General features: G+C 49.2%; 31 protein-coding genes. 29 read left to right on the top strand and 2 right to left on the bottom strand.

Translation table 11 applies throughout. From position 1 onward, the window contains the following. Position 1 precedes the first annotated feature (1 nt). The 10 genes from rpsP (at position 2) to pgeF (ending at position 6,203) form a co-directional block, all read left to right on the top strand. Positions 2–241, top strand: coding sequence for a 30S ribosomal protein S16 (gene rpsP, locus DW931_RS01915; RefSeq protein ID WP_106999919.1), 240 nt, complete (start codon positions 2–4; stop codon positions 239–241). Between the two features lie 32 nt (positions 242–273). Next, the gene (locus DW931_RS01910) at positions 274–501 is read left to right on the top strand and encodes a KH domain-containing protein (protein WP_022360235.1); all 228 of its coding nucleotides are present in this window, start codon (positions 274–276) and stop codon (positions 499–501) included. Positions 502–642: 141 nt separating this feature from the next. Then, positions 643–1,155 (top strand): ribosome maturation factor RimM, encoded by a 513-nt coding sequence (gene rimM, locus DW931_RS01905; protein ID WP_106999918.1) that lies wholly within the window; start codon positions 643–645, stop codon positions 1,153–1,155. A gap of 65 nt (positions 1,156–1,220) precedes the next feature. Beyond that, the gene (trmD, locus tag DW931_RS01900) at positions 1,221–1,979 is read left to right on the top strand and encodes a tRNA (guanosine(37)-N1)-methyltransferase TrmD (RefSeq protein ID WP_106999917.1); all 759 of its coding nucleotides are present in this window, start codon (positions 1,221–1,223) and stop codon (positions 1,977–1,979) included. A gap of 154 nt (positions 1,980–2,133) precedes the next feature. Further along, positions 2,134–2,481 (top strand): 50S ribosomal protein L19, encoded by a 348-nt coding sequence (gene rplS, locus DW931_RS01895; protein ID WP_022360232.1) that lies wholly within the window; start codon positions 2,134–2,136, stop codon positions 2,479–2,481. A 235-nt stretch (positions 2,482–2,716) separates the two neighbouring features. Further along, positions 2,717–3,262, top strand: a complete 546-nt coding sequence (lepB, locus tag DW931_RS01890) for a signal peptidase I (RefSeq protein ID WP_106999916.1) — start codon at positions 2,717–2,719, stop codon at positions 3,260–3,262. 24 nt (positions 3,263–3,286) lie between these two features. Beyond that, positions 3,287–4,162: a ribosome biogenesis GTPase YlqF gene (gene ylqF, locus DW931_RS01885; RefSeq protein WP_022358769.1), complete on the top strand. Its 876-nt coding sequence runs from the start codon at positions 3,287–3,289 to the stop codon at positions 4,160–4,162. Positions 4,163–4,168: 6 nt separating this feature from the next. Further along, complete coding sequence (locus DW931_RS01880) at positions 4,169–4,840, top strand: ribonuclease HII (RefSeq protein ID WP_118482386.1); 672 nt, start codon at positions 4,169–4,171, stop codon at positions 4,838–4,840. A 15-nt stretch (positions 4,841–4,855) separates the two neighbouring features. Then, positions 4,856–5,242, top strand: a complete 387-nt coding sequence (locus tag DW931_RS01875) for a YraN family protein (RefSeq protein WP_118482385.1) — start codon at positions 4,856–4,858, stop codon at positions 5,240–5,242. 70 nt (positions 5,243–5,312) lie between these two features. After that, a complete protein-coding gene (gene pgeF / locus DW931_RS01870) occupies positions 5,313–6,203 on the top strand; it encodes a peptidoglycan editing factor PgeF (RefSeq protein ID WP_118482384.1) in 891 nt (296 codons plus the stop codon). Between the two features lie 155 nt (positions 6,204–6,358). Here the strand turns inward: pgeF and DW931_RS01865 are convergent, their stop codons facing one another. Beyond that, entirely contained in the window at positions 6,359–6,568 is a 210-nt protein-coding gene (locus DW931_RS01865; RefSeq protein WP_022358773.1) for an alpha/beta-type small acid-soluble spore protein, read from the bottom strand. A gap of 314 nt (positions 6,569–6,882) precedes the next feature. On the opposite strand from DW931_RS01865, the gene rsmD reads away from it, so the two are divergent. From rsmD to DW931_RS01850, 3 genes are read left to right on the top strand one after another with little or no spacing between them, the layout of a single operon-like run. Beyond that, positions 6,883–7,437 (top strand): 16S rRNA (guanine(966)-N(2))-methyltransferase RsmD, encoded by a 555-nt coding sequence (gene rsmD, locus DW931_RS01860; RefSeq protein WP_022358774.1) that lies wholly within the window; start codon positions 6,883–6,885, stop codon positions 7,435–7,437. A gap of 20 nt (positions 7,438–7,457) precedes the next feature. Further along, positions 7,458–7,961 (top strand): pantetheine-phosphate adenylyltransferase, encoded by a 504-nt coding sequence (coaD, locus tag DW931_RS01855; protein ID WP_022358775.1) that lies wholly within the window; start codon positions 7,458–7,460, stop codon positions 7,959–7,961. Between the two features lie 11 nt (positions 7,962–7,972). Then, positions 7,973–8,590 carry a vacuolar family H+-ATPase subunit H gene (locus DW931_RS01850; RefSeq protein ID WP_118482383.1) on the top strand — a complete coding sequence of 206 codons (618 nt, stop codon included), beginning with the start codon at positions 7,973–7,975 and terminating at the stop codon, positions 8,588–8,590. Here DW931_RS01850 and DW931_RS01845 read toward each other — a convergent pair. Next, positions 8,556–9,554: a nucleoside recognition protein gene (locus DW931_RS01845; protein WP_243015350.1), complete on the bottom strand. Its 999-nt coding sequence runs from the start codon at positions 9,552–9,554 to the stop codon at positions 8,556–8,558. The genes DW931_RS01850 and DW931_RS01845 overlap by 35 nt on opposite strands. Before the next feature lie 198 nt (positions 9,555–9,752). Here DW931_RS01845 and DW931_RS01840 point away from each other — a divergent pair, with 198 nt between their 5' ends. The 16 genes from DW931_RS01840 (at position 9,753) to rsfS (ending at position 23,937) form a co-directional block, all read left to right on the top strand. After that, the gene (locus DW931_RS01840) at positions 9,753–11,279 is read left to right on the top strand and encodes an RsmB/NOP family class I SAM-dependent RNA methyltransferase (protein ID WP_270252288.1); all 1,527 of its coding nucleotides are present in this window, start codon (positions 9,753–9,755) and stop codon (positions 11,277–11,279) included. After that, positions 11,279–12,748, top strand: a complete 1,470-nt coding sequence (locus DW931_RS16440) for a pseudouridine synthase (RefSeq protein WP_118482382.1) — start codon at positions 11,279–11,281, stop codon at positions 12,746–12,748. The genes DW931_RS01840 and DW931_RS16440 overlap by 1 nt, the downstream gene beginning before the upstream one ends. A gap of 1 nt (position 12,749) precedes the next feature. Then, the gene (locus DW931_RS01830) at positions 12,750–14,792 is read left to right on the top strand and encodes a YgiQ family radical SAM protein (RefSeq protein WP_118626845.1); all 2,043 of its coding nucleotides are present in this window, start codon (positions 12,750–12,752) and stop codon (positions 14,790–14,792) included. 67 nt (positions 14,793–14,859) lie between these two features. Then, positions 14,860–15,624 (top strand): SDR family NAD(P)-dependent oxidoreductase, encoded by a 765-nt coding sequence (locus DW931_RS01825; RefSeq protein ID WP_118293503.1) that lies wholly within the window; start codon positions 14,860–14,862, stop codon positions 15,622–15,624. 57 nt (positions 15,625–15,681) lie between these two features. Beyond that, entirely contained in the window at positions 15,682–16,251 is a 570-nt protein-coding gene (locus DW931_RS01820; RefSeq protein WP_022358597.1) for a hypothetical protein, read from the top strand. A gap of 18 nt (positions 16,252–16,269) precedes the next feature. Further along, the gene (locus DW931_RS01815) at positions 16,270–17,268 is read left to right on the top strand and encodes an RluA family pseudouridine synthase (protein WP_118482380.1); all 999 of its coding nucleotides are present in this window, start codon (positions 16,270–16,272) and stop codon (positions 17,266–17,268) included. Positions 17,269–17,316: 48 nt separating this feature from the next. Further along, on the top strand, positions 17,317–17,862 hold the full coding sequence (locus DW931_RS01810; protein WP_022358599.1) for a Holliday junction resolvase RecU: 546 nt from the start codon (positions 17,317–17,319) through the stop codon (positions 17,860–17,862). Further along, a complete protein-coding gene (pepT, locus tag DW931_RS01805) occupies positions 17,859–19,169 on the top strand; it encodes a peptidase T (RefSeq protein ID WP_118482379.1) in 1,311 nt (436 codons plus the stop codon). The genes DW931_RS01810 and pepT overlap by 4 nt, the downstream gene beginning before the upstream one ends. Positions 19,170–19,481: 312 nt before the next feature. Further along, the gene (gene rplU / locus DW931_RS01800) at positions 19,482–19,790 is read left to right on the top strand and encodes a 50S ribosomal protein L21 (RefSeq protein WP_106999905.1); all 309 of its coding nucleotides are present in this window, start codon (positions 19,482–19,484) and stop codon (positions 19,788–19,790) included. Positions 19,791–19,795: 5 nt separating this feature from the next. Beyond that, positions 19,796–20,125 carry a ribosomal-processing cysteine protease Prp gene (locus DW931_RS01795; protein ID WP_022359434.1) on the top strand — a complete coding sequence of 110 codons (330 nt, stop codon included), beginning with the start codon at positions 19,796–19,798 and terminating at the stop codon, positions 20,123–20,125. A gap of 3 nt (positions 20,126–20,128) precedes the next feature. Further along, on the top strand, positions 20,129–20,419 hold the full coding sequence (gene rpmA, locus DW931_RS01790; protein WP_022359433.1) for a 50S ribosomal protein L27: 291 nt from the start codon (positions 20,129–20,131) through the stop codon (positions 20,417–20,419). 59 nt (positions 20,420–20,478) lie between these two features. Continuing rightward, positions 20,479–21,771: a GTPase ObgE gene (gene obgE / locus DW931_RS01785; RefSeq protein WP_118467791.1), complete on the top strand. Its 1,293-nt coding sequence runs from the start codon at positions 20,479–20,481 to the stop codon at positions 21,769–21,771. A 215-nt stretch (positions 21,772–21,986) separates the two neighbouring features. Continuing rightward, positions 21,987–22,283, top strand: a complete 297-nt coding sequence (yhbY, locus tag DW931_RS01780; protein WP_022359431.1) for a ribosome assembly RNA-binding protein YhbY — start codon at positions 21,987–21,989, stop codon at positions 22,281–22,283. A gap of 44 nt (positions 22,284–22,327) precedes the next feature. Then, positions 22,328–22,960, top strand: a complete 633-nt coding sequence (gene nadD, locus DW931_RS01775; RefSeq protein ID WP_333489805.1) for a nicotinate-nucleotide adenylyltransferase — start codon at positions 22,328–22,330, stop codon at positions 22,958–22,960. Next, the gene (gene yqeK / locus DW931_RS01770) at positions 22,960–23,541 is read left to right on the top strand and encodes a bis(5'-nucleosyl)-tetraphosphatase (symmetrical) YqeK (protein WP_022359429.1); all 582 of its coding nucleotides are present in this window, start codon (positions 22,960–22,962) and stop codon (positions 23,539–23,541) included. Before nadD ends, yqeK begins: the two co-directional genes overlap by 1 nt. Positions 23,542–23,568: 27 nt before the next feature. After that, the gene (rsfS, locus tag DW931_RS01765; protein ID WP_106999903.1) at positions 23,569–23,937 is read left to right on the top strand and encodes a ribosome silencing factor; all 369 of its coding nucleotides are present in this window, start codon (positions 23,569–23,571) and stop codon (positions 23,935–23,937) included. Positions 23,938–23,977: the final 40 nt, after the last annotated feature.

Genomic DNA, 23,977 nt, shown 5'->3' with positions numbered 1-23,977 from the left:
AATGGTAAAGATGAGATTAAGAAGAATGGGTCAGAAGAAAGCTCCTTTCTATAGAATCGTTGTTGCAGATTCCAGATCCCCGAGAGATGGCAGATTCATCGAGGAGATCGGTATCTACGATCCGAACACAGAGCCGAGCACTCTGAAATTCGATGAGGAAGCTGCTAAGAAATGGTTAGCAACAGGCGCTCAGCCGACAGAGACTGTTGGTAAACTCTTAAAGATCGCTGGTATCCAGTAAATCAAGCATACTGACCTGTGAGGTGCAAAGGTATGAAAGAATTAGTAGAAGTTATCGCGAAAGCACTGGTTGAGAACCCGGACGAGGTAGTGGTTACAGAATCGGTCAAAGACGACGAGACTGTAATCGAGCTTTCCGTTGCACCGGCCGATATGGGTAAGGTAATTGGAAAACAGGGTCGTATCGCGAAAGCGATTCGCTCGGTTGTCAAGGCGGCTTCATCCAAGGAAGACAAGAAAGTTATTGTAGAGATTCAGTAATACAGACGAAGCTGAAAAGCCGGCTGCCTGAAAGGGTGTCCGGCTTTTTTATATCACAGGAAATTCAAGAGGATGCCAACGCAACCGCACCCCGGCGCGGGAATGCAAGGCACGTTCTATTTCATACAGGAGGATTATAGAATGGTTGATTATCTGAGAGTTGGTGTAATTACATCCCCGCATGGCCTGCGCGGAGATGTGAAAGTATTTCCTACCACCGATGATGTGAATCGTTTTAAAAAATTAAAAAAAGCGTATATCGACACTGGAAAAGAAAAAATGCCGGTGACCGTGGAACAGGTGCGTTTTTTCAAAAATATGGTCATTCTTAAATTTAAAGAGATGAATCGGATTGAGGACTGCGAGCCGTTTCGTAATAAGGATATTCTGATCACCCGCGATCAGGCGGTGAAACTGAATCCAGATGAGAATTTCATTGCCGATCTGATTGGTCTGAAAGTGCTGACGGACGAGGGCGAGGAGTTCGGTACGGTGAAAGATATCCTTCAGACAGCGGCTAACGACGTGTACGTGATCGAAGGACCTGAGGGCAAAGAATACCTTTTCCCATCCATCAAGGAATGCATCCTGAATGTGGATCTGGAGGCTGGCACTGTAACGGTTCATATCATGGACGGTCTGCTGGATCTGTAAATGGAATGAAAATCCTAAAATGAAAGTACCGTTGTGAAAGTGCTGTATAAATATAGGAGAAACGGATGAATTTTCATATTCTGACCCTGTTTCCGGAGATGGTAATGGGGGGACTGAACACAAGTATTACGGGGCGTGCGATTGACAAAGGGCTGATCTCGGTCGAGGCGATCAATATCCGCGATTACTCGAAGGACAAACACCACCATGTAGACGATGCGCCCTATGGCGGCGGCGCCGGTATGGTGATGCAGCCGGAACCGATTTACGATGCATATGAAGCCCTGGCGGCGCGCACCGGAAAACGTCCGCGCGTGATCTATCTGACTCCGCAGGGGCAGGTTTTCAACCAGAAAATCGCAGAAGAACTGGCGAAAGAAGAGGATCTGGTGTTCCTCTGCGGGCATTATGAGGGGATCGATGAGCGCGCGTTAGAGCTGGTTGTGACCGACTATCTCTCCATCGGCGATTATGTCCTGACGGGCGGTGAGCTTCCGGCGATGGTTATGATCGACTGCATTTCCCGTCTGGTGCCTGGTGTGTTAAATAATGACGTATCCGCGGAATTTGAGTCATTTCACGACAATCTGCTGGAATATCCACAGTACACCCGCCCGGTTGTATTTATGGATAAGGCGGTCCCGGACGTACTTCTGACCGGGCATCACAAAAATATCGAGACCTGGCGCCGTCAGAAATCGATCGAACGGACGCTGGAACGCCGCCCGGACCTTTTAAAGGATGCGGTTCTGGATAAGAAAGAGAAGAAATATCTGGAAGAGCTGATTCGTCAGAAAGAGGAAAAAGAAACAAAAAAACTCTAAAAAAGAGAGCAGAAAGTCCTTGCAAATCAAGGATTTCTATGATAAAATCATATTCTGTGAAATAAAGAGATGTTCCGCTGTTACAGGAAGCACGTTTTTACGGGATAAAAGATCGTATTAAGAACATCAAAGATTTTAAAGGAGGTTCACAAAGATGAACGAGATTATTAAGAACATTGAAGCAGCTCAGTTAAAGGAAACCGTTCCGAGTTTCAACGTAGGCGATACAGTACGTGTATCTGCTAAGATCAAAGAGGGAAACCGCGAGAGAATTCAGGTTTTCGAGGGAACTGTTATTAAGAGACAGAACGGCGGCGTTCGCGAGACTTTCACTGTTAGAAAGAGCTCCAACGGTGTTGGTGTAGAGAAGACCTGGCCGTTACATTCTCCGTCTGTAGAGAACGTTGAAGTAGTAAGAAGAGGTAAAGTAAGAAGAGCAAAACTGAACTACCTGAGATCCAGAATCGGCAAGGCAGCGAAGGTAAAAGAGTTAGTAAAATAATTTCTGAAGCGGATGGGGCTGCTGTACAGGCCAGCCTGCTGTGCATCCGGATATGCGGTTATGTGTGTCCGGCGCGGCGGGAGGAGCTGTGCAGCAGCTTTTTTTCGTGTAATAGGAAATTCCTTGTGATTCCCTATTATAAAAAAGAATGTGTCCTGGCACATTCTCGCGCCGAGCGCGGTCGCTTGCGACATGAGCGATGATTCATGGGGAACGGATAGAGAGGGAGTGACATATGGAGCTGAAAGAGGATAAAAACCGCATCCGTCTGGTGGTTGGATGGATCGTGGATATCGCGGTGGTAATTTCGATCGCGTGGTTCGCCGTGTTTGCGATGGGGACACAGATACGGGTGAGCGGTCAATCAATGGAACCGGTGTTGTCGCAGAACGAAAAGGTTCTGATGAACCGCCTGAGTTACCGCGTGATGCGCCCAAAGCGCTATGACATTATTGTATTTGAAAAAGAAACGGGAAATTACAATATAAAACGCGTCATTGGACTGCCAGGTGAGACGGTGCAGATCAAGGACGGTTATATTTACATTAATAATGAAAAATTAGACGCCCCGAACGACTTGGGTAAGGCGGCTCTGGCTGGACTGGCGGAATATCCGATTAGTCTGGATAAAAACGAATATTTTCTGCTGGGTGACAACCGCTCCGGCAGTGAGGACAGCCGCTTTTCCAATGTGGGAAATGTGAAGTTCCGGCAGATCAAAGGAAAGGTCTGGCTGCGGATCCAGCCGGTTAGCCGGTTTGGGTTGATTTCGTCGAGATAGGTTCTAAGAAAGGAAGAAAATTTCATGCAGATACAATGGTACCCTGGACATATGACAAAGGCGAAAAGAGCCATGAAGGAAGATATCAAGCTGATCGATCTGGTGATTGAGCTGGTGGATGCGCGCGTGCCGCTCGGCAGCCGCAACCCGGATATTGATGAGCTTGCGAAGGGAAAGGGACGGATTGTCCTTTTAAATAAGGCGGATCTGGCGGACGACGGCTGTACAGAGCGCTGGATCGCATGGTTTAAGGAGCAGGGCATCCATGCACTCCGCATCAACGCGCGCAGCGGCATGGGAATGAAGCAGATCCAGCCGCTGGTGCAGGAGGCATGCAAGGAGAAAATTGAGCGTGACCGCCGCCGCGGTATCAAAAACCGCCCGGTGCGGACGATGGTAGTCGGCATTCCGAATGTCGGAAAATCGACCTTTATCAATTCCTTTGCCGGAAAAGCCTGCGCCAAGACTGGAAATAAACCGGGTGTTACCAAGGGAAACCAGTGGATCCGCTTAAATAAGACACTGGAACTTCTCGATACGCCGGGAATCCTCTGGCCGAAATTTGAAGATCCGAATGTGGGACTGTGCCTTGCATTTATCGGCTCGATCAACGATGAGATTCTGGATAAGGAAGAGCTGGCAGCCGAGCTGATCAAAAATATGTCCGGACGTTACGGAAAGCGCCTGGAAGAGCGGTATGGTGTGACGCTGGTTGAGAATACGGCTGGGGACGGCGAAGATACAAAAAAAGCCTGGGAAATTCTGCGTGAAATCGCAAGGGCACGTTCCTGTCTTTTAAAGGGCAGCGAGCTGGATACGAAAAAAGCGGCTGGCTTCCTATTAGATGACTTCCGCAGCGGCAAACTGGGGCGCGTGACGCTGGAAGTGCCGGAGGTATAGGAAAACATGAGAAAACTAACAGGAGAAAAACTGGAAGCAGAACTGGCGCGTCTCGAAGGAATGCGCGCCTATGAACATCAGTACGAAAGTGCAGGGATCGTCTGCGGCATTGATGAGGCGGGCAGAGGTCCATTAGCCGGTCCGGTGGTGGCGGCGGTCGCGGTACTTCCGAAAGACTGTACGATTATGCGGCTGAACGATTCCAAAAAATTGTCGGAAAAATGCCGGGAAGAATTATTTCTGGAAATCAAAGAAAAGGCAGCTGCCTACGGAATTGGAATTGTAAGCCCGGAGGTGATCGATTCCATCAATATTTTGCAGGCGACCTATGAAGCAATGCGTCAGGCAGTCGCACAGCTTCCGCAGGAGCCGGATATCTTTTTAAATGACGCGGTCATCATTCCGGGGATTTCGGAGGAAAAGCAGATTAAGATTATCAAGGGCGATGCAAAAAGTGTCTCGATCGCGGCAGCCAGTATCCTGGCAAAAGTGACGAGGGATCATATGATGATGGAGTATGATAAAATCTATCCGGAATACGGGTTTGCGAAGCATAAAGGATACGGAACCAAGATGCATAACGAGGCAATTTTAACCTATGGTCCATGCCCGATCCACCGGAGAACCTTTTTGAAGAAGCTGCTGGGCGAGGAAGCCGCGATGCAGGGGATGAAATAACAGAAAAGGAGCTGAATGGGAGAAAGAAACTTTCATCTTCATGGAAATTCATTCAACCGCCGTGCCATCGGAACTGAATATGAAACCCTGGCGTGTGAATATCTCACCCGGCACGGTTACCAGATTCTCTGCCGGAATTTCCGCTGTCGCCAGGGTGAGATTGATATTATCGCAAGAGATAGAGACTACCTGGTTTTTATCGAGGTCAAATACCGCCGCGATGAACACGAAGGCGATCCGGCGGAGGCAGTGGATGCCCGCAAGCAGGCGAGGATTCTTCATACCGCCCGGTATTATATGACGCGTTATCATATTTCCGAGGACACGCCGTGCCGGTTTGATGTGGTGGCGGTGCTTGGCAGTAACGTGAGATTAATTCGGGACGCGTTCTGGTGCGGATAATTACAAATGAGAGAATTCAAAAACTGCACAATCAGATTTGAGCAAGAGACAGAAAAAGGATGTGACAATCATGGCCCTTACCTATATACAAAAAACAGTTCATCCGGCACCAATTACCCTTCATGAGTCAAACGGAGTGGCTTATTTTACCTTTCCGCTTTTAGAGCAGACCAGGATAGTGCGCCACGCATTTTCTACCCGGCTTGGCGGAGCGAGCAAGGGGTATTTCAGTACGATGAACTTTTCGCTGACGCGCGGCGACAACCGGGACGATGTGCTTGAAAATTACCGGAAAATGGCGCGGATTCTGGGAACGGATGTGTCAAAGATGGTGCTCAGCCATCAGACACACACGACGAATATCCGTCTTGTTACGGAAGCGGACGCTGGAAAAGGAATCTGGCGGGAACGCGATTATGAAAACATCGACGGGCTTATCACAAACGTGTCGGGGCTGACGCTGGTTACATTTTTTGCGGACTGTGTACCATTATATTTTGTAGATCCGGTGCATCGTGCGATCGGACTGTCGCATTCCGGCTGGAAGGGAACCGTTCACCGGATGGGACAGAAAACGATCGAGGCGATGGGAGAGGCGTTCGGCACGAAGCCGGAGGATCTGTGCGTCTGCATCGGACCGAGCATCTGCCGGGACTGTTATGAGGTCAGTGAGGATGTGGCAGATGCATTTAAAGAAGAATTTGGAGCAGAAATCAGTCAGGATGATTCAACATCCTGTTATTCCTGGAATGGGAAATCGATTCTCATGAATAAGGGGAATGGCAAGTACCAGCTTGACCTCTGGGGCGCGAACCGCCTGGTGCTTCTGGATGCCGGAATTTTGCCGGAGCATCTGGCTGTGACGAATGTATGTACGAAATGCAATCCGGATCTTTTATATTCACACCGCGTGATGGGAGATAAGAGGGGGAATCTGGCGGCATTTTTATCGCTAAAGTAAGTATACAATCTGTCTGTCAAACAAGTGAATGAATGTTTTGCAGAAAAGAACAGCAGCATGATTGAAAATCGGTCGTTCAAGTCCGGTTTTGTCAATCATGCTGCTGCCGTTTTTTTCGCCGTTTCAGCGAAGATTCAGAAGAGCCCTACGATGCCTTATTTACCAGCCATCTTTTTTTCCTGTTCCTCAATCATCTTTTTGACCATATAGCCGCCGACGGAACCAGCCTGTGCGGAGGTCAGGTTACCATTGTAGCCCTCGCTTAACGGAACGCCAATCTCATTGGCAACCTCCATCTTAAAGCGGTTCATCGCTTCCTTGGCTTCCGGTACATTGGTTTTGTTAGTGTTGTTGGAACTAGACATAACAGACGCCTCCTTTTTTGCGTGTGCCCCTTCAAACTTTCGTTTGTCCGGGTGTCTCTTTTTGTTACATTCTCAGTATGCGGATCTTAAAAGTGAAATACACTAGAAGGTTTTGTGCAAATTGACATTTTGGGGCAAAACACCCACAATGTAGGGAAAAAAGTTAGTATTGATCCGATTTTATGCTTGTATATCAGTAAAACTCATACTATAATAGAACAGATGTAGTGTTAAAAAATACGCAAACTGTTTGGTGAATTTTACGGTTGCAGTTCAAAATACATTAATATTTCTAGTAAGATGGAGAAAAATCCATGCGGGTAATAGCAGGAAGTGCCAGAAGGCTTACTTTAAAGACGATCGAGGGAATGGATACGAGACCGACGACGGACCGTATCAAAGAAACTCTTTTTAATATGATTCAGAATGATATCTATGGATGCACATTTCTCGATTTATTCAGCGGAAGCGGGGCGATCGGGATCGAAGCTTTAAGCCGCGGGGCAAAAGAAGCTGTTTTTGTGGAGAAGAATCCGAAAGCGGCGGACTGCATCCGTGACAATCTGAAAGCGGCCCGCCTAGCTGATAAGGCGACGCTGTTAAACTGTGATATTTCGGATGCATTGAAACGGATAGAAAACCGGAAGAGTGCGTTTGATTTCATTTTTATGGATCCTCCGTATAACCATCTTTGGGAGAAAGAAGTGCTTACTTATCTGGCGCATTCGTCCCTGGCAGATGAACATACGATGATCATCACAGAGGCATCGAAAGAGACCGGGTGCAGCTACCTTTCAGAACTGGGATACCATCTCGAAAAAGAGAAGATATATAAGACGAATAAACATCTGTTTATCCGAAAAGCTTGAATACCAAAGGAGAAAAAAAGATGAAAACAGCCATTTATCCGGGCAGCTTTGATCCGGTGACGCTCGGACATTTTGATATTATAAAGCGATCCTCCGAAATTTTTGATCAGGTCATCGTGGGAGTTTTGTGTAATAACGCAAAATCTCCGTTGTTTTCTGTCGAAGAACGTGTTAAGATGTTAGAGGAAGTGACAAAAGACATTCCTAACGTGGAGGTGCAGTCGTTTGACGGACTTCTGGTCGATTTCATGCGCCAGAATCACGCAAAGGTCATCGTGCGTGGTCTGCGTGCGATCACGGATTTCGAATATGAGTTGCAGCTCGCGCAGATGAACCGGGTGATTGCACCCGAAATAGATACCCTGTTTCTGACAACGAACCTTAAATACGCGTATTTAAGTTCCAGTATGGCAAAAGAGGTTGCGATGTACGGCGGAGACATTTCCGAATTTCTCGATCCGGTCATTGCAAAACAAGTACAGGAGAAATACCAGGCGCTTCAGGAAGACAGGGAATGTAAGTAAGGAGAAAAGCTATGAGCAGAATTGAACAGATCATCACAGAAATTGAAGATTATATCGACAGCTGCAAGTTTCAGCCGCTGTCCAACACGAAGATTTTAGTAAATAAAGAAGAGATTGAAGAACTGCTCGTGGAACTGCGTCTTCGCATTCCGGAGGAGATCAAGAAATATCAGAAGATCATCAGCAACCAGGATGCGATTCTGCAGGAGGCACGTTCCCAGGCAGACGCGATGGTAGCCGAGGCGACCGCCCAGACCAATGAGCTGGTTAATGAGCATGAGATCATGCAGCGTGCATATGCAGAAGCAAACAGCATTATTGAGCAGGCAAATGCACAGGCACAGCAGATCGTGGACAACGCTGTCACAGAGGCAAACAATATCCGCCAGGGTTCCGTTCAGTACACGGACGACATGCTCCGCAGCCTGCAGACCATCATCAAGCATTCGATGGAGGGCGCGCAGAGCCGTTTCGAGTCTTACATGAGTTCGATGCAGTCCAGCTACGATGTCGTATCTTCCAACCGTAATGAGCTGGCTGGCAGTGTCGTGACCGAGCCGGAGGAGAACACAGGCGCCGAGGCAGCAGTGGCCGCTACACAGGCGGCATCCGGCGAAGCAGCAGAATAAAGAGAACGAACGAGAGACTGGCGTGAACCAGTTTCCACAGTACATAATGCCGGATGGAAAGTCCGGCATTTTTTTCTCTGTCTTTTCGGCTGTCCCGTATGACTGAATTTGTCTGGGCGATCCCGGATAACCCGCCGAACGCAGCACATGCCGCCATCGCGCCGGATTGAACCGGGATACTGAATATGGCACCAGAACGGGCGATCGCATCGATGCCGGTTGTCATTTCAGCCGTCCCGATCAGAACCAGACGCAGCGTGCCGGAACAGAAGGCGTCGGCAAAGGCAGCGAGGATCGAATACAGCATGATCAAACCGCCGATGCGGACCTGCAGTTCGATGCAGTCCATCAGGATGGTGTCGAAGGAAGCGGGAACGGAAACGGATGTGGATTTTGTGCGGGCGGGCTTGACAGAGCCGGTTTGTTTCGAAAAAAATCGGTTTTGAAGGGTAAAAGAAGTTACTTTATTATAAATGCATAGGAGACTTCCAACCAATAAAAGCGGCGTATATAGTGCCAGAACCAGATAGTTTGGCGGAACTGCCGGGTTCAGCCTAGGTGCAGCATATCCGGCGATAAACATGGGGCTTGGCGAAGCGCTGATGGCGGTCAGAAGCCGTTTTTCATGTGCCGAAAGCAGCGATTTCCGGTTAAAATCGGCGGCAGTTTTCATTCCCATCGGGTAACCGCAGAGCAGCCCGGCAAGCAGGGCATAGCCGCTGTAGACAGACATCCCAAGATGTTTCAAAACCGGGTGAAATGGCGCTAGAAGCAGCCGGACGCCGCCGTGTTCAGCTAAAAGCTTTGAGAAGAGCATAAAGGGAAATAACGTCGGAAAGACCGTATTGAACCATAAAAGAAGTCCTTTCTGTGCCCCATCCGCAGAGAGACGCGGATGCGAGAGCAGAAGCGCCAGGATAAGTGCTGGGAACAGGGCGGATAATATTTTTTTTATATATGGCATGGGAGCGCCTTTCTATCATTAAAAAGTAATATAAAGATAGATTATATATATGTAGACAGAAAATGGCTCATTCCTTTTGGAAGCCTGAAAACCGGCATACCGAACAAAGAAAGAACGAATGAGCGCCAAGAAAAAGTCTTTAGAATCACGATTATAAATGGATATACAGAGCAATAGACAAAAACAGGAGGAAAACGATTGGATTACCGAGAACTGCCGGAAGAATTTCTTGAAAAAATGAAACAATTTCTGGGGGAGGAATACCCGGAGTATCTGGCTTCGTATGAGGAAGAGCCGCGTTCAGGGCTGCGCGTCAACACGGGCAGGCTGACACCGGAACAGTTTTTAGAGATGGCACAGACGGCGGACTGGAATTTGAAACCAGTGCCGTGGACGAAGAACGGTTTTTATTATCAGGGCGAACGCCCATCCAGGCATCCGTGGTACTACGCGGGACTCTACTATTTGCAGGAACCGAGTGCGATGGCACCGGCGGCATGGCTGCCGATCAAGCCGGGCGACCGGGTTCTGGATTTGTGCGCGGCACCGGGCGGTAAAAGTACGGAACTGGCGGCGAAATTAACCGGTACAGGTGTCCTGTTTTCCAATGATATCAGCAATTCGCGCGCAAAAGCGCTTCTTAAAAATCTGGAAATGTTCGGAGCGGGAAATATCTGTGTAACGAGCGAGGCACCGGAAAAAATGGCTGGTATCCTGCCGGAGTTTTTTGATAAAATTCTGGTCGATGCGCCGTGCTCCGGCGAAGGTATGTTCCGCCGCGATCCGTCGATGGTAAAGAGCTGGAACGAAAAAGGTCCCGATTATTATGCGCCGCTGCAGCGCCAGATTCTCGACTGTGCCGTGCAGATGCTTGCGCCGGGCGGGAAACTGGTTTATTCGACTTGTACCTTTGACAGGGACGAGGACGAGGGAACGATCGAGTATATTCTGGAGAAATATCCGCAGATGGCGGTCGTGCCGCAGAAACCGGAATATGGCTTTGAGGGAAGCCGTGGCATTGAGGGCTGTCTGAGATTGTTTCCGCACCGTCTGGAGGGCGAAGGACATTTTGTTGCGCTGTTGGAGAAGCGGACGGAGAAACCAGACGCAAATGTCAAGGATTTGGAAAATGCCGGTGAGAAAGCATTGAGCGATCCACTTTTGGTAGAGGAAATAGAAGCGCGGTTGTGCCGTGTGGCGGAAGACGGTAAGTCCAGACAGATGGTTTCCGGAAAAGCGAAATGGAAAATGTTTGGAAAGGGAAAAAACGTGGCGCAAAACCAGACCGCCGAGGATTTTTCCCCCCTGTTTGAGCTTCTGCGCCAGCTTCCGGTAAGAACCTGGAATCCGGAGCAATTCTACCGTGACGGCGAGCGCATCTATTACCTCCCGGCAGCGCTGGCAGGCGACAATACACGTTATTTTAAGCCGCTCCGCTGTCTGCGTACCGGACTTCTGCTCGGAGAACTGAAAAAAGGGCGGTTTGAACCATCCCAGGCGCTGGCAATGAACCTGCGGATGCAGGAATTTGTAAATTACTTAAATTTTAATGCCTCGGATGAGCGCACGATCCGCTATTTAAAGGGCGAGACATTGACAGCCGCAGAGGAAGAGGCAGCAGATGGTCTTGTACTAATCTGTGTGGATGGATTTCCACTTGGCTGGGCGCAGAAACGGGGCGGTCAGCTTAAAAATAAATACAATCCCGGATGGAGGTGGCAGTGATGGGACAGGGTAAAAGTATACGTTTAGACCGTTTCCTGGCAGAGATGAAGCAGGGAACGCGCAGTCAGGTAAAAGAGATGATCCGCAAAGGGCGGGTTCTGGTCGATGGAACCGTCTGCCGCGAGTCTGACCGGAAAATATTCCCGGACGAAACCCGGGTTACACTGGATGGACAGCCGGTTGGCTGGGCAGACACGGAATATTATATGTTAAATAAACCGCAGGGCGTCGTTTCCGCAACGGAAGACGGGCGCTATCAGACTGTCATTGACCTTATTGATGAAGCAAAGCGAAAAGACCTCTTCCCGGTCGGACGCCTCGATATTGATACGGAAGGACTGCTTCTCATCACGAACGACGGTGCGCTGGCGCATGAGCTTCTGGCACCGAAAAAACACGTGGATAAGGTCTATTTTGCACGCGTAAAGGGAACACTGAAAGAAGGAATCGAAGCGCGCTTTCAGGCGGGACTGACGCTGACGGATGGCACACCGGTACGGCCGGCAGAGCTTGTGATCGAGAAAAAATGGAACGACGCAGGAGAAGACCTCTGCGAGGCGCGCCTGACCATCCATGAAGGAAAATTTCATCAGGTAAAGCGGATGTTTGAGGCAGAGGGCGGCGAAGTTATTTACCTGAAACGCCTTTCGATGGGACCGCTTGCCCTGGATGAGGCACTGGCGACGGGAGAGTACCGGGCGCTGAGGGAAGATGAAATTAGAGCATTAAAAGAAAGAACGCTAACCTCACAAAATTGTGTATCAAATGACGAAAATTTGTCAGACACCCCAAATAACACACCTCCTGAAATCAACTGGAACACAGTAGACGCCGTCCTCTTCGATCTCGACGGCACCCTGGTCGATTCCATGTGGATGTGGAAAGCGATCGATGTGGAATTTTTAAAGCGTTACGGCTATGACTGTCCGGAAGATCTTGAGAAGGTGATCGAGGGCATGAGCTTTTCCGAGACAGCAATCTATTTTAAAGATCGCTTCCAGCTGCCGATGACCCTGGATGAGATAAAGGCCATCTGGATTGAAATGTCGATCGATAAATACCGCCATGAGGTACCGCTGAAATCGGGTGTTGCGGAATTTCTTTCATTTTTAAAGAAAAAAGGAATCCGCATGGGAATTGCAACGAGCAACGCACAGGATATGGTAGCAGCCGTGCTGGATTCTCTGGATATCCGTTCCTATTTCGGTGTGGTGGCAACTGCCTGTGAGGTGGCAGCAGGAAAACCGGCGCCGGATATCTATCTGAAAGTAGCGGCGGATCTGGGCGTACAGCCGGAAAAATGTCTGGTATTTGAGGACGTCCCGGCGGGGATTCTGGCTGGAAAACGGGCTGGTATGCGCGTTGGCGCGGTCGAGGACGTATTTTCACTTTCCATGACCGAAGAAAAGAAAGAATTAGCTGATTTTTATATCCGGGACTACCGGGAACTGATACAGGGGGCAAGATAAAATGATACATGATTTTTTACCGATCTGCCGGGCGGATATGGACAAGCGCGGCTGGGAGAGCTGCGATTTTGTCTACGTGTGCGGGGATGCGTATGTCGATCACCCGTCATTCGGCCACGCGATCATCAGCCGTATGCTCGAAGCGCACGGCTATAAAGTAGGCATCATCGCCCAGCCGGACTGGAAGAATCAGAAATCCATTCAGATTCTGGGCGAACCGCGTCTCGGATGGCTTGTGAGCGCCGGAAATATGGACTCTATGGTAAACCATTATTCGGTTTCGAAAAAGCGCCGCGCAAAGGATTCCTACACACCGGGCGGCGAGATGGGAAAACGTCCGGATTATGCGACGATCGTCTATTCTAACCTGATCCGCACCTGGTCGAAAAAGCCAATCATTCTCGGCGGTATCGAAGCCAGCCTGCGGCGTCTGGCACATTATGATTACTGGTCTGGAAAAATGAAACGGTCCATTCTGCTGGATTCCCAGGCAGATCTGATTTCCTACGGAATGGGCGAGCGCTCGATCGTGGAGATCGCGGATGCACTGGCCAGCGGCATCGAGGCAAAGGATATCACCTTCATCGAGGGAACTGTTTATAAGGCGGAAAACCTGGATTCTGTTTACGACGAAATCCGTCTGCCGTCTTACCGCGAGGTTTCCTCCGATAAAAAGACGTATGCGGAGAGCTTTTACACCCAGTACAGCAACACCGATCCATTTTCGGGAAAACGCCTCGTTGAGCCGTACAGCGACCGCCTCTATGTGGTGCAGAATCCGGCGGCGAAACCGCTGACCCAGGAAGAGATGGACGATGTCTACGCACTTCCATACATGAGAACCTGGCATCCGTGTTACGATGCAGCGGGTGGTATTCCAGCGATCACGGAAGTAAAATTCAGCCTCATCAGCAACCGCGGATGCTTCGGCGGATGCAGCTTCTGTGCGCTGACCTTCCATCAGGGACGCATCGTGCAGACCCGCAGCCATGAATCAATTATTCAGGAAGCAGAACTTTTGACCCAGGAACCAGATTTCAAGGGGTACATCCACGATGTCGGCGGTCCGACCGCAAACTTCCGTCATCCGGCATGCGAAAAACAGATGACCTACGGCGCCTGTCCGCACAAACAGTGCCTGTTCCCGCAGCCGTGTAAAAACATGAATGCCGATCACAGCGACTATATTTCCCTGTTAAAGAAGCTGCGGGCGATTCCGAAGGTAAAAAAAGTTTTCATCCGTTCGGGTATCCGTTTCGATTATCTGCTGGCGGAGAAAAACAGGGCATTCTTGCGGGAGCTTTGTCAGTACCATGTCAGCGGACAGCTCAAGGTAGCGCCGGAACATATATCGGATAATGTATTAAAGCGGATGGGAAAACCGGAGAATAAGGTTTACCGCCAGTTCATGAAGGAATATGCAGCGATGAATGACTCGCTGGGAATGAAGCAGTACCTCGTTCCGTACCTGATGTCCTCCCATCCGGGTTCCACGCTCAAGGAGGCGATCGAACTGGCAGAATATCTGCGGGACCTCGGCTACATGCCGGAGCAGGTGCAGGATTTCTATCCGACACCATCCACACTGTCTACGTGTATGTATTACACGGGATATGATCCGCGCACGATGGAAAAAGTGTACGTGCCGACCAACCCGCATGAGAAAGCGATGCAGCGTGCGTTAATCCAGTACCGCAATCCGAAAAACTATGATCTGGTGCTGGAAGCACTCCGTCTGGCAGGCAGAACGGATCTGATCGGTTTTGATAAGAAATGCCTGATCCGTCCGCGGCAGATCAAAGGCCGCGATTTCGCGGCTGGCGGATATAAAGGGGCGCATCATGGCACCCAGACGGCAAAACCGGCTGCTGCCAATCGTGCAAAAGACGCCAAAAGACCGGCTGTGGGCGGTATGACCGGGCACAAACAGACCGGCGTAAATGAAAATGGACGAAATGCGGGGGGATTTGGCGGCGCTGTAGGTGGAAAGAGCAGCGGAAGCGGAAAGAAAAAAACCATCCGGAACGTGCACAAGAAGAAATAAAACGTATGTACGCTCGGAATGCAGGAACGACTCCGAGCGTACATACTTGAGACGGGAGGAATTTCTCATGAAAATTGCGATAATTACAGGTGCCTCTTCCGGCATGGGGCGCGAGGCAGCCAGACAGCTGGCGGATCGCTTTTCGGGACTTCAGGAAGTCTGGCTGATTGCCCGCCGGATGGACCGGATGCAGGAGCTGGAACGGACGCTGCCGATCCCGGCGCGGTGTTTCGCCATCGATCTGACGGATGCATCCCAGCGGGAGACGCTGGAAAACGAGCTGGCGGCGCGCAAGCCCAACGTAAAGCTTTTAGTAAATGCTTCCGGCTTTGGTAAAATCGGAACGGTCGGGAACCTGCCGCTTGACGATGAAACGGGAATGGTAGAGCTCAACTGCGAGGCGCTGTGCGCGGTCACGCATATGGTGCTTCCCTATATGAGCGAAAACAGCCGGATTCTCCAGTTCGCGTCAGCAGCCTCCTTTCTGCCGCAGCCGGGATTTGCCATCTATGCGGCAACCAAGGCATTTGTCTTAAGCTACAGCCGCGCCCTGCGGGAAGAACTCCGCCCGCGCAGAATCGGCGTGACGGCGGTCTGCCCCGGACCGGTCAAAACCGAATTTTTCGACATTGCCGAGACAACCGGGGAGATTCCTCTTTATAAGCGTCTGGTGATGGCAGATCCGCACAAAGTTGTAAAACTTGCCATCCGCGACTGTATGGCGGGAAAAAGCGTGTCGATTTACGGCGTATGGATGAAGGCATTCTTTGTGCTCTGCAAGATAGTTCCGCATGAGTGGATTCTGCGCGCGATGCAGGCGTTAAACCATTAAATCAGACAAAAAGCTAGTATCATTCAATAAAAACATGATAGAAAGGATTTTTACACCGTGAAAAAGATAAAAAAAGGCGATTACGGCTACCGCAATCATTTCAAGCGGAAACAGCTTTTTATCATCGCACTTCTGGCATTATTTATCATCGCACAGCTGGTTGGACGGTCTTTTACAGACAATGATTCCGTCAAAAAAATTCTGACGGTCATGGCGATCGTCACGGTACTTCCGGCGGCGAATCTCGCTTCCCCGCTGATTGCCATTTTCAAATACCATACACCGGAGCAGGCGTTTCATGAGGCATATATGCCGTATGAGGAAAAATTTGAAGTTCTCTATGATCTGGTTCTGACGACACCGGAAGATGTGATTCCGTCCGATGTGACCGTCGTTCACCCGACCGGCATCTATGTGTACTGCATTAATCCAAAGCTGAATGTAAAGCGCGCGGAGGCAGGTTTAAATGAACTGTTAAAGGCTAACAAACTGGATCCGAACCTGAAAATCGTGACCTCACGCAGCACCTTTGACAAGCGGATTCACAGCCTGAAACCGGCGTCAGAGTATGAGGACGATGGAACTGTAGAGTACGGTGTGCGCGTAATAAAAGGATTATCGATGTAAAAAAGGGAGGCGGCAGCCATGCGGATGCTGACAGTATCTAAAAATGAGGCGGGGCAGCGCCTGGACAAGCTGCTGGCAAAATATCTGAATCTGGCGGGAAAAAGCTTCATTTATAAAATGATGCGGAAGAAAAATATTACCCTGAACGGAAAAAAATGCGACGGTTCCGAACATCTGACCGAGGGCGATGAGATCAAGCTGTTTCTGGCAGAGGAGACGATCGAGAAATTTTCGGAAGTGAAGATTCAGAAGGTTCAAAAGAAAAAGCTCGATATCGTCTACGAGGACGAACATATTTTACTGATCAATAAGCCATCTGGAATGCTGTCCCAGAAAGCGAAAGAGACGGATGAATCGCTGGTTGAATACCTGATTGACTATCTGCTGGATTCCGGCAAATTAAAGAAAGAGGAACTGGCGTGCTTCCGCCCGTCCGTCTGCAACCGCCTCGACCGCAACACAAGCGGCATCGTGGCAGCTGGACGTTCCCTGCCGGGACTGCAGATCATGTCTGAGGTCATCAAGGACCGGAGTCTGGGAAAATATTATGTCTGCGTCGTGCGGGGAATCGTAAAAGGCGAAGCCCGGATCGAGGGATGGCTGACGAAAAATGAAAAGACGAATCAGGTGTCGATCCGAAAAGAGGAGACCCCTGGAAGTCTGCCGATCCGGACTGCATACAGACCGCTGGTATCTGGAAATGGATATACCCTTCTGGAGGTTCATCTGATCACCGGACGCTCCCACCAGATCCGCGCCCACCTGGCTTCCATCGGACACCCGATCGCCGGGGATCCGAAGTACGGCGATCCCCGGGTCAATGAGGAAGTGAAGAAACGCTTCGGCGTCCGTTCGCAGATGCTTCATGCGTGGCGGCTGGTAATGCCGGAAACGATCTCCGAGCCGCTTTCATATCTGGCGGGCAAAGAATTTACCGCGCCTATGCCGGCGGAGATGAAACGGATGGAAGAGATGATGAAATCAGCTCCAAAACGCCCAGCCAATCATCGCCTGTAAATTTTAAATTGTGCGAAAAATCAAAAAAATAAGTGGAGGAGCAACAACATGGGGACTTGGAACAGCCGGGGACTTCGTGGTTCAACCCTGGAGGATATGATAAACCACACAAACGATCTTTACCGTGAGAAAAAGCTGGCATTGATCCAGAAAATCCCGACGCCGATCACACCCGTTTCGATCGATAAAACCAGCCGCCATATCACGCTGGCGTATTTCGACCAGAAGAGTACCGTCGATTACATCGGCGCGATTCAGGGCGTCCCGGTCTGCTTTGATGCGAAAGAATGCGCGGCAGATACATTTCCACTGCAGAACGTCCATCCGCATCAGGTCGCATTTATGCGGGAATTTGAAGAGCAGGGCGGGATTGCTTTCTTAATTATATATTTTTCACAGAGGGATGAACTTTACTACCTGCCATTTTTCCATCTGGACGCATACTGGGAGCGGATGCAGCAGGGCGGACGAAAGAGTTTTACATATGAGGAAATGGATAAAACGTGGCGCATCAAAAGCCACCGGGATATATTAGTCCATTATCTGGAACCGCTGAGCCGGGATTTAGGAGAAAGAGAGGATGATTTTTCATGACAACAGCCGTAGAACGTTTTTTGAAATATGTATCATATGATACGCAGTCAGACGAGGCATATGACACCTGCCCGAGCACAAAAAAACAGCTTCTGTTAGCCAATGAGCTGAAACGCGAGCTGGAAGAAATGGGTGCATCCGATGTGCGGATGAGCAAGTACGGATACTTGTTTGCACGCATTCCGGATAATACTGACAGTACCTCTGCACCGCAAGAAGCGGAAGCTTCTTTTAGCACTGCGTCTGCTCACGGTGCATCCGACGTTGGGCAGAAAGCTACCATCCCGGCACTTGGCTTCATTTCCCACATGGACACCGCGCCGTCCTTAACCGGAACAAACGTAAAGCCGCGCATCGTCCAGGCATATGACGGCAAAGATATCGTATTAAATGCAGAAAAACAAATTGTCATGAAAGTTTCAGAATTTCCGTTTTTAGCCGACTTAAAAGGTCAGGATCTGATCGTAACCGATGGAACCACGCTTCTGGGCGCCGACGATAAGGCAGGCGTGGCGGAGATCATGACGATGGCAGAATATTTCCTGAGCCACCCGGAGATCCCGCACGGCGAGATCTGCATTGGATTTACGCCGGACGAGGAGATCGGACGCGGCGCGGATCGTTTCGATGTGAAAGACTTCGGTGCAGCGGTTGCTTATACGGTAGACGGCGGTCCGATCGGCGAGATCGAATATGAAAATTTCAACGCCGCTTCCGGCAAAGTCCGGATTCAGGGAGCCAGCATCCATCCGGGCGATGCGAAGCTCAAGATGAAAAATGCCATTCTCATCGGAATGGAATTTCAAAGCCTGCTGCCGGTCTTCGAAAATCCGATGTACACAGAGGGTTACGAGGGATTCTATCATCTGGATGAAATGAGCGGAAATGTAGAAGAGGCGCAGTTAAATTATATCATCCGCGATCACGACCATGAAAAATTTGAACAGAAAAAGAAATTTTTCGCCGAAGCCGCCGATTTTCTGAACCGCAAATACGGTAAGGGCACCGTGATCGCCGAAGTAACGGACAGCTACTACAACATGAAAGAAAAAATTGAGCCGTGCATGTACCTGATCGATACCGCCAAAGAGGCGATGGCAGCCTGCGGCATCGAGCCGGAGGTCGTTCCGATCCGCGGCGGCACCGACGGCGCCCGCCTCTCCTACATGGGGCTCCCGTGCCCGAATCTCTGCACCGGCGGATATAACTATCATGGAAAATATGAATTTATTCCGGTGGATTCGCTTCAGAAGACGGCGGAGATACTGGTGGAGATTGGAAAGCAGTTTGCAGCTCTGGCTGAGTGAAATAAATAGTAAAAGGAGATCCTCACCATTCTTTCTGGTAAATACTGAAAAATGAAGTTGATCAGGACTTCCAGCTTTTTTTCTGCTTATTTTACAGAGGCAAAAGGGTTGAACAATTTGGCGGTACTTATGAGGACTTGGAAAAAGCAGCTTTATCCGTAACACTGGTTTGAAATTTTCTCCCAAATTCAAGAAAAAACCGTTGACAGATCCATATTCCGATGATAGAATATCTAAGTGTGCCGCACAGCGAGGCTAAAAGTGCGCAAGCCGCCATAGCTGGCGAGTAATGATAATAGGAGGTGCCATCAGATGTACGCGATTATTGCAACAGGTGGTAAGCAGTATAAGGTTGCCGAGGGCGATGTAATCAAAGTTGAGAGACTCGGTGCTGCTGCAGGTGAAGCTGTTACTTTCGATCAGGTTCTGGCTGTTAACAACGGTGAGATGAAGATCGGATGCCCGACTGTAGAGGGTGCTACTGTATCCGCAACAGTTGTTAAAGAAGGCAAAGGCAAAAAAGTTATCGTTTACAAGTATAAGAGAAAAACTGGCTACCATAAGAAAAATGGTCACAGACAGCTCTTTACAGAAGTTAAGATCGAAAAGATCAACGCTTAATTGAAATGATTCAAGTAGACGTATACTCCGATTCCAAGGGATGTACCACGGGAGTGGAAGTAAAGGGACATGCTGGATATGATGAGTACGGCAAAGATATTGTCTGTGCAGCTGTATCCGTTCTGACTGTCAATATGGCTAATTCGGTGGAGAAATTTACCGATGACGGTTTTAAGGGCAGTGTGGATGAAAAGACAGGTCAGTTTATTTTTCATTTTACCGGTACTGTAAGTGCGGAATCAAAACTCCTGATGGATTCGCTGATACTTGGACTTACCGATATCGCGGAGAGTTATGGAGATAAATACATTAAAATTCGATTCAGGGAGGTGTAACGCATGTTTAAAATGAACCTTCAGTTATTCGCTCATAAAAAAGGTGTTGGTTCCACAAAGAACGGTCGTGATTCTGAGTCCAAGAGACTTGGTGCGAAGAGAGCAGACGGACAGTTCGTATTAGCTGGCAACATTCTTTACAGACAGCGCGGAACCAAGATTCATCCAGGTGTGAACGTAGGACGCGGTGGAGATGATACATTATTCGCTATGGTTGACGGCGTCGTAAAGTTTGAAAGAAAGGGCAGAGACAAAAAGCAGGTTTCTGTTTACCCGAGAACAATTAACGAATAATTATAAAGAAGCTCCATACGGATTGTATGGAGCTTTTTTCAGATCAGAAGGAGGTATTTATGTTTGCCGACAGTGCAAAAATTTATATCAGATCCGGAAAAGGCGGCGACGGTCATGTCAGCTTCCGCCGGGAACTTTTCGTAGCTGCTGGCGGTCCGGACGGCGGCGATGGCGGTCGCGGCGGCGATGTCATTTTTGAAGTGGACGACGGACTGAATACCCTGACCGATTTCCGTCATGTCCGCAAATATGTGGCTGGCGACGGAGAGCAGGGCGGAAAGCGCCGCTGTCACGGAGCAGACGGCGAGGATCTGATTGTCAAGGTTCCGGAAGGAACCGTTATCAAGGATTTTGAATCCGGTAAGGTAGTCGCGGATATGTCCGGCGAGAACCGCCGAGAAGTGATTTTAAAAGGCGGCAAGGGCGGTCTTGGAAATATGCACTTTGCGACCTCGACGATGCAGGTTCCGAAGTATGCACAGCCGGGACAGCCGGCACAGGAACTCTGGGTACAGCTGGAATTAAAGGTAATTGCCGATGTTGGTCTGGTTGGTTTCCCGAACGTCGGTAAATCGACCTTGCTTTCACGCGTTTCCAATGCGCGTCCGAAGATCGCCAATTACCATTTCACGACGCTGAACCCGCATCTTGGTGTGGTTGATCTACAGGATGGACAAGGCTTTGTCATGGCAGATATTCCGGGACTCATCGAGGGTGCTTCCCAAGGAATCGGTCTGGGACATGATTTCCTGCGCCATATCGAGAGAACCAAGGTTCTCGTGCATGTTGTGGATGCGGCATCCGTCGAGGGGCGTGATCCGGTTGAGGATATCCGCACCATCAATGCGGAGTTAAAAGCATATAATCCGTCGCTTTTAGAGCGTCCGCAGGTGATTGCTGCCAACAAGGTAGATTCGATTTACAATACTGGCGAAGAGGACTGGGAAGACCCGGTAGAGCGCTTAAAACGCGAATTTGAGCCGGAAGGCATCCAGGTATTTGCCATTTCTGCAGTTACCGGGCAGGGTGTAAAAGAGCTCCTTTACCATGTAAATGATCTGCTGAAAACGGTTGACCGCAAGCCAGTTATTTTCGAAAAAGAATTTGAATACCAGTATCAGGGCGAGAATCTTCCGTATACCGTGGAACGCAATGAAGATGGTATTTATGTGGTAGAAGGACCGAAGATCGAGAAGATGCTCGGTTACACAAACCTTGATTCTGAGAAGGGCTTCCAGTTCTTCCAGAAATTCTTAAAGGACAGCGGTATTCTGGCTGAGCTGGAAGAAGCTGGCATCGAAGAGGGCGATACAGTTCGTATGTATGGTCTTGAATTTGATTACTATAAATAATTGACATTTACGTAACTGTTCAGTACCTTCACAGTCACGAGCAAAAATCCATTAAAAATTGCCTACGGCAATGGGATTTTTGCCTGCTGGCCCATGTTTTCGTACGGTCAGCGCAGTAAATGCGCAGATCTACTGAATAGTTACACATTTACAATATTTCAAACTCAGAAATCCACACTGGATCTGAGTTTGAATTTTAACAGGAGATAGATTTTATGACAAGCAAACAGAGAGCTTATTTAAAAGGTCTCGCGATGACCATGGATCCGATCTTCCAGATCGGCAAATCCAGCCTGACGCCAGAACTGACCGCTGCTGTGGCAGAGGCGCTGGAGGCCCGCGAGTTAATTAAACTGAATATTCTGAAGAACTGCGTCGATGACGGCAATGAGCTGGCAGCCGTTCTGGCTGAGCGTACCCACGCACAGGTAGTACAGGTAATCGGCAAGAAAATTGTTCTTTATAAAGAGGCAAAGGACGAGAAGAAACGTAAGATCGTTCTGCCAAAATAAAGGAGCTGCATTCTGCGAATGAATCTCTGACAGAAAGGATACGGATGACGATGAAAAAGATCGGTATTATGGGGGGAACATTTGACCCGATCCATAATGGACATATCATGTTGGGAAGACAGGCGTATGAAGAATATGATCTTGACTGCATCTGGTATATGCCCTCCAGGATCCCGCCGCATAAAAAGGATCATACGATCACAGCGGCAAAGGACCGTTTGGCAATGACTGCAGCTGCGATCGCGCCGTATCCTTATTTTAAGCTGTCTGATTTTGAACTTCGCAGAACCGGCGGAAATACCTACACAGCAGACACGCTTCGCTTATTGAAAGAAGAATATCCGGATGTTGAATTTTTCTTTATCGCGGGCGCAGACTCAATTATGGACATTGAAAAATGGTATCATCCCGAATATGTTCTTCCAGCCGTCACATTTTTGGCGGCAGCAAGAGAGCATGAGGAGGCGGATCGTTCGCTGGATGAGCAGATTTCCTATTTAAACCAGAAATATCAGGCGCATATTCTGCGTCTTCACTGCCGTGAAATGGATGTCGCTTCGGCGGAGATCCGCGCGGCTTTCCGGGCAGGACACGCAGCAGACGTTCGTTCCCTGGTGCCGAAGGAAGTCTGTCAATATATCGAACAGCACGGCTTGTATCAGGAGGTAAATGTGTAATGGACGAAAGAATTACAGAGATACGGAAGCATTTGAAAAAGAAATTGAACCCGATGCGCTATGAACATACGCTGGGTGTTTCATACACATGTATGGCTCTGGCAATGCGTTACAGTGCCAATCTGGATCAGGCGGAGATGGCTGGACTTCTCCACGACTGTGCAAAGCGCTATGATGATGCGACTATCATCTGCAAATGCCAGGAGCATGGCATTGAACTGACTGAAGGTGAACTGCGGGCTCCGGCTGTGATTCATGCAAAATTAGGCGCATGGATGGCAGAACACAAGTATGGTATTACCGATCCAGAGGTCTTATCTGCAATCGCCTGCCATACGACCGGAAAACCGGCGATGTCCCTGTTAGACAAGATCCTGTACGTAGCCGATTACATCGAACCGCGCCGTGATAAGGCGCCAAATCTGCCGAAGCTCCGCCGTCTTGCATTTGAAGATCTGGACGAAGCGCTGTATCAGATTCTGGACAGCACCCGCAATTATTTAAAGGAAACGGGCACGGCAGAGGATGATACAACCGAACAGACCTGGGAATACTATCATGAACGTCATGTTCATCAATAGACACATTAACAGGATTTAAATAAAATAATGAGGAGGATAATCCCCGTGGAAGCAAAAGAGCTGACCAAACTTGCCGTAAAGGCGCTGGAAGATAAAAAAGGCGAAGATATTCGCGTCATTGATATTCATGGAGTATCTGTACTGGCTGATTACTTTGTCATCGCAGACGGAAGCAACGCCAGCCAGGTAAAGGCAATGGCAGATAATGTAGAGGAAGAACTCGGCAAAGCCGGTCATGAGTGCCGTCAGATCGAGGGCTATCAGACTGCCGGATGGATCCTGATGGATTACGGCGATCTGATCGTACACATTTTCTCCCGCGATGACAGACTGTTTTATGATCTGGAGCGCATCTGGAGAGACGGAAAAGTAGTTGAGAATGTGGAGGAATTGTAATAGATTTTTGTTTCATTCCTTTTATATCACGAACAGAAAG

It is taken from the genome of Clostridium sp. AM43-3BH (genome assembly GCF_003479985.1).
In the GTDB taxonomy this organism is placed as follows: Bacteria; Bacillota; Clostridia; order Lachnospirales; family Lachnospiraceae; genus Otoolea; species Otoolea fessa.
This window is presented reverse-complemented; position numbering and strand designations above follow the sequence as displayed.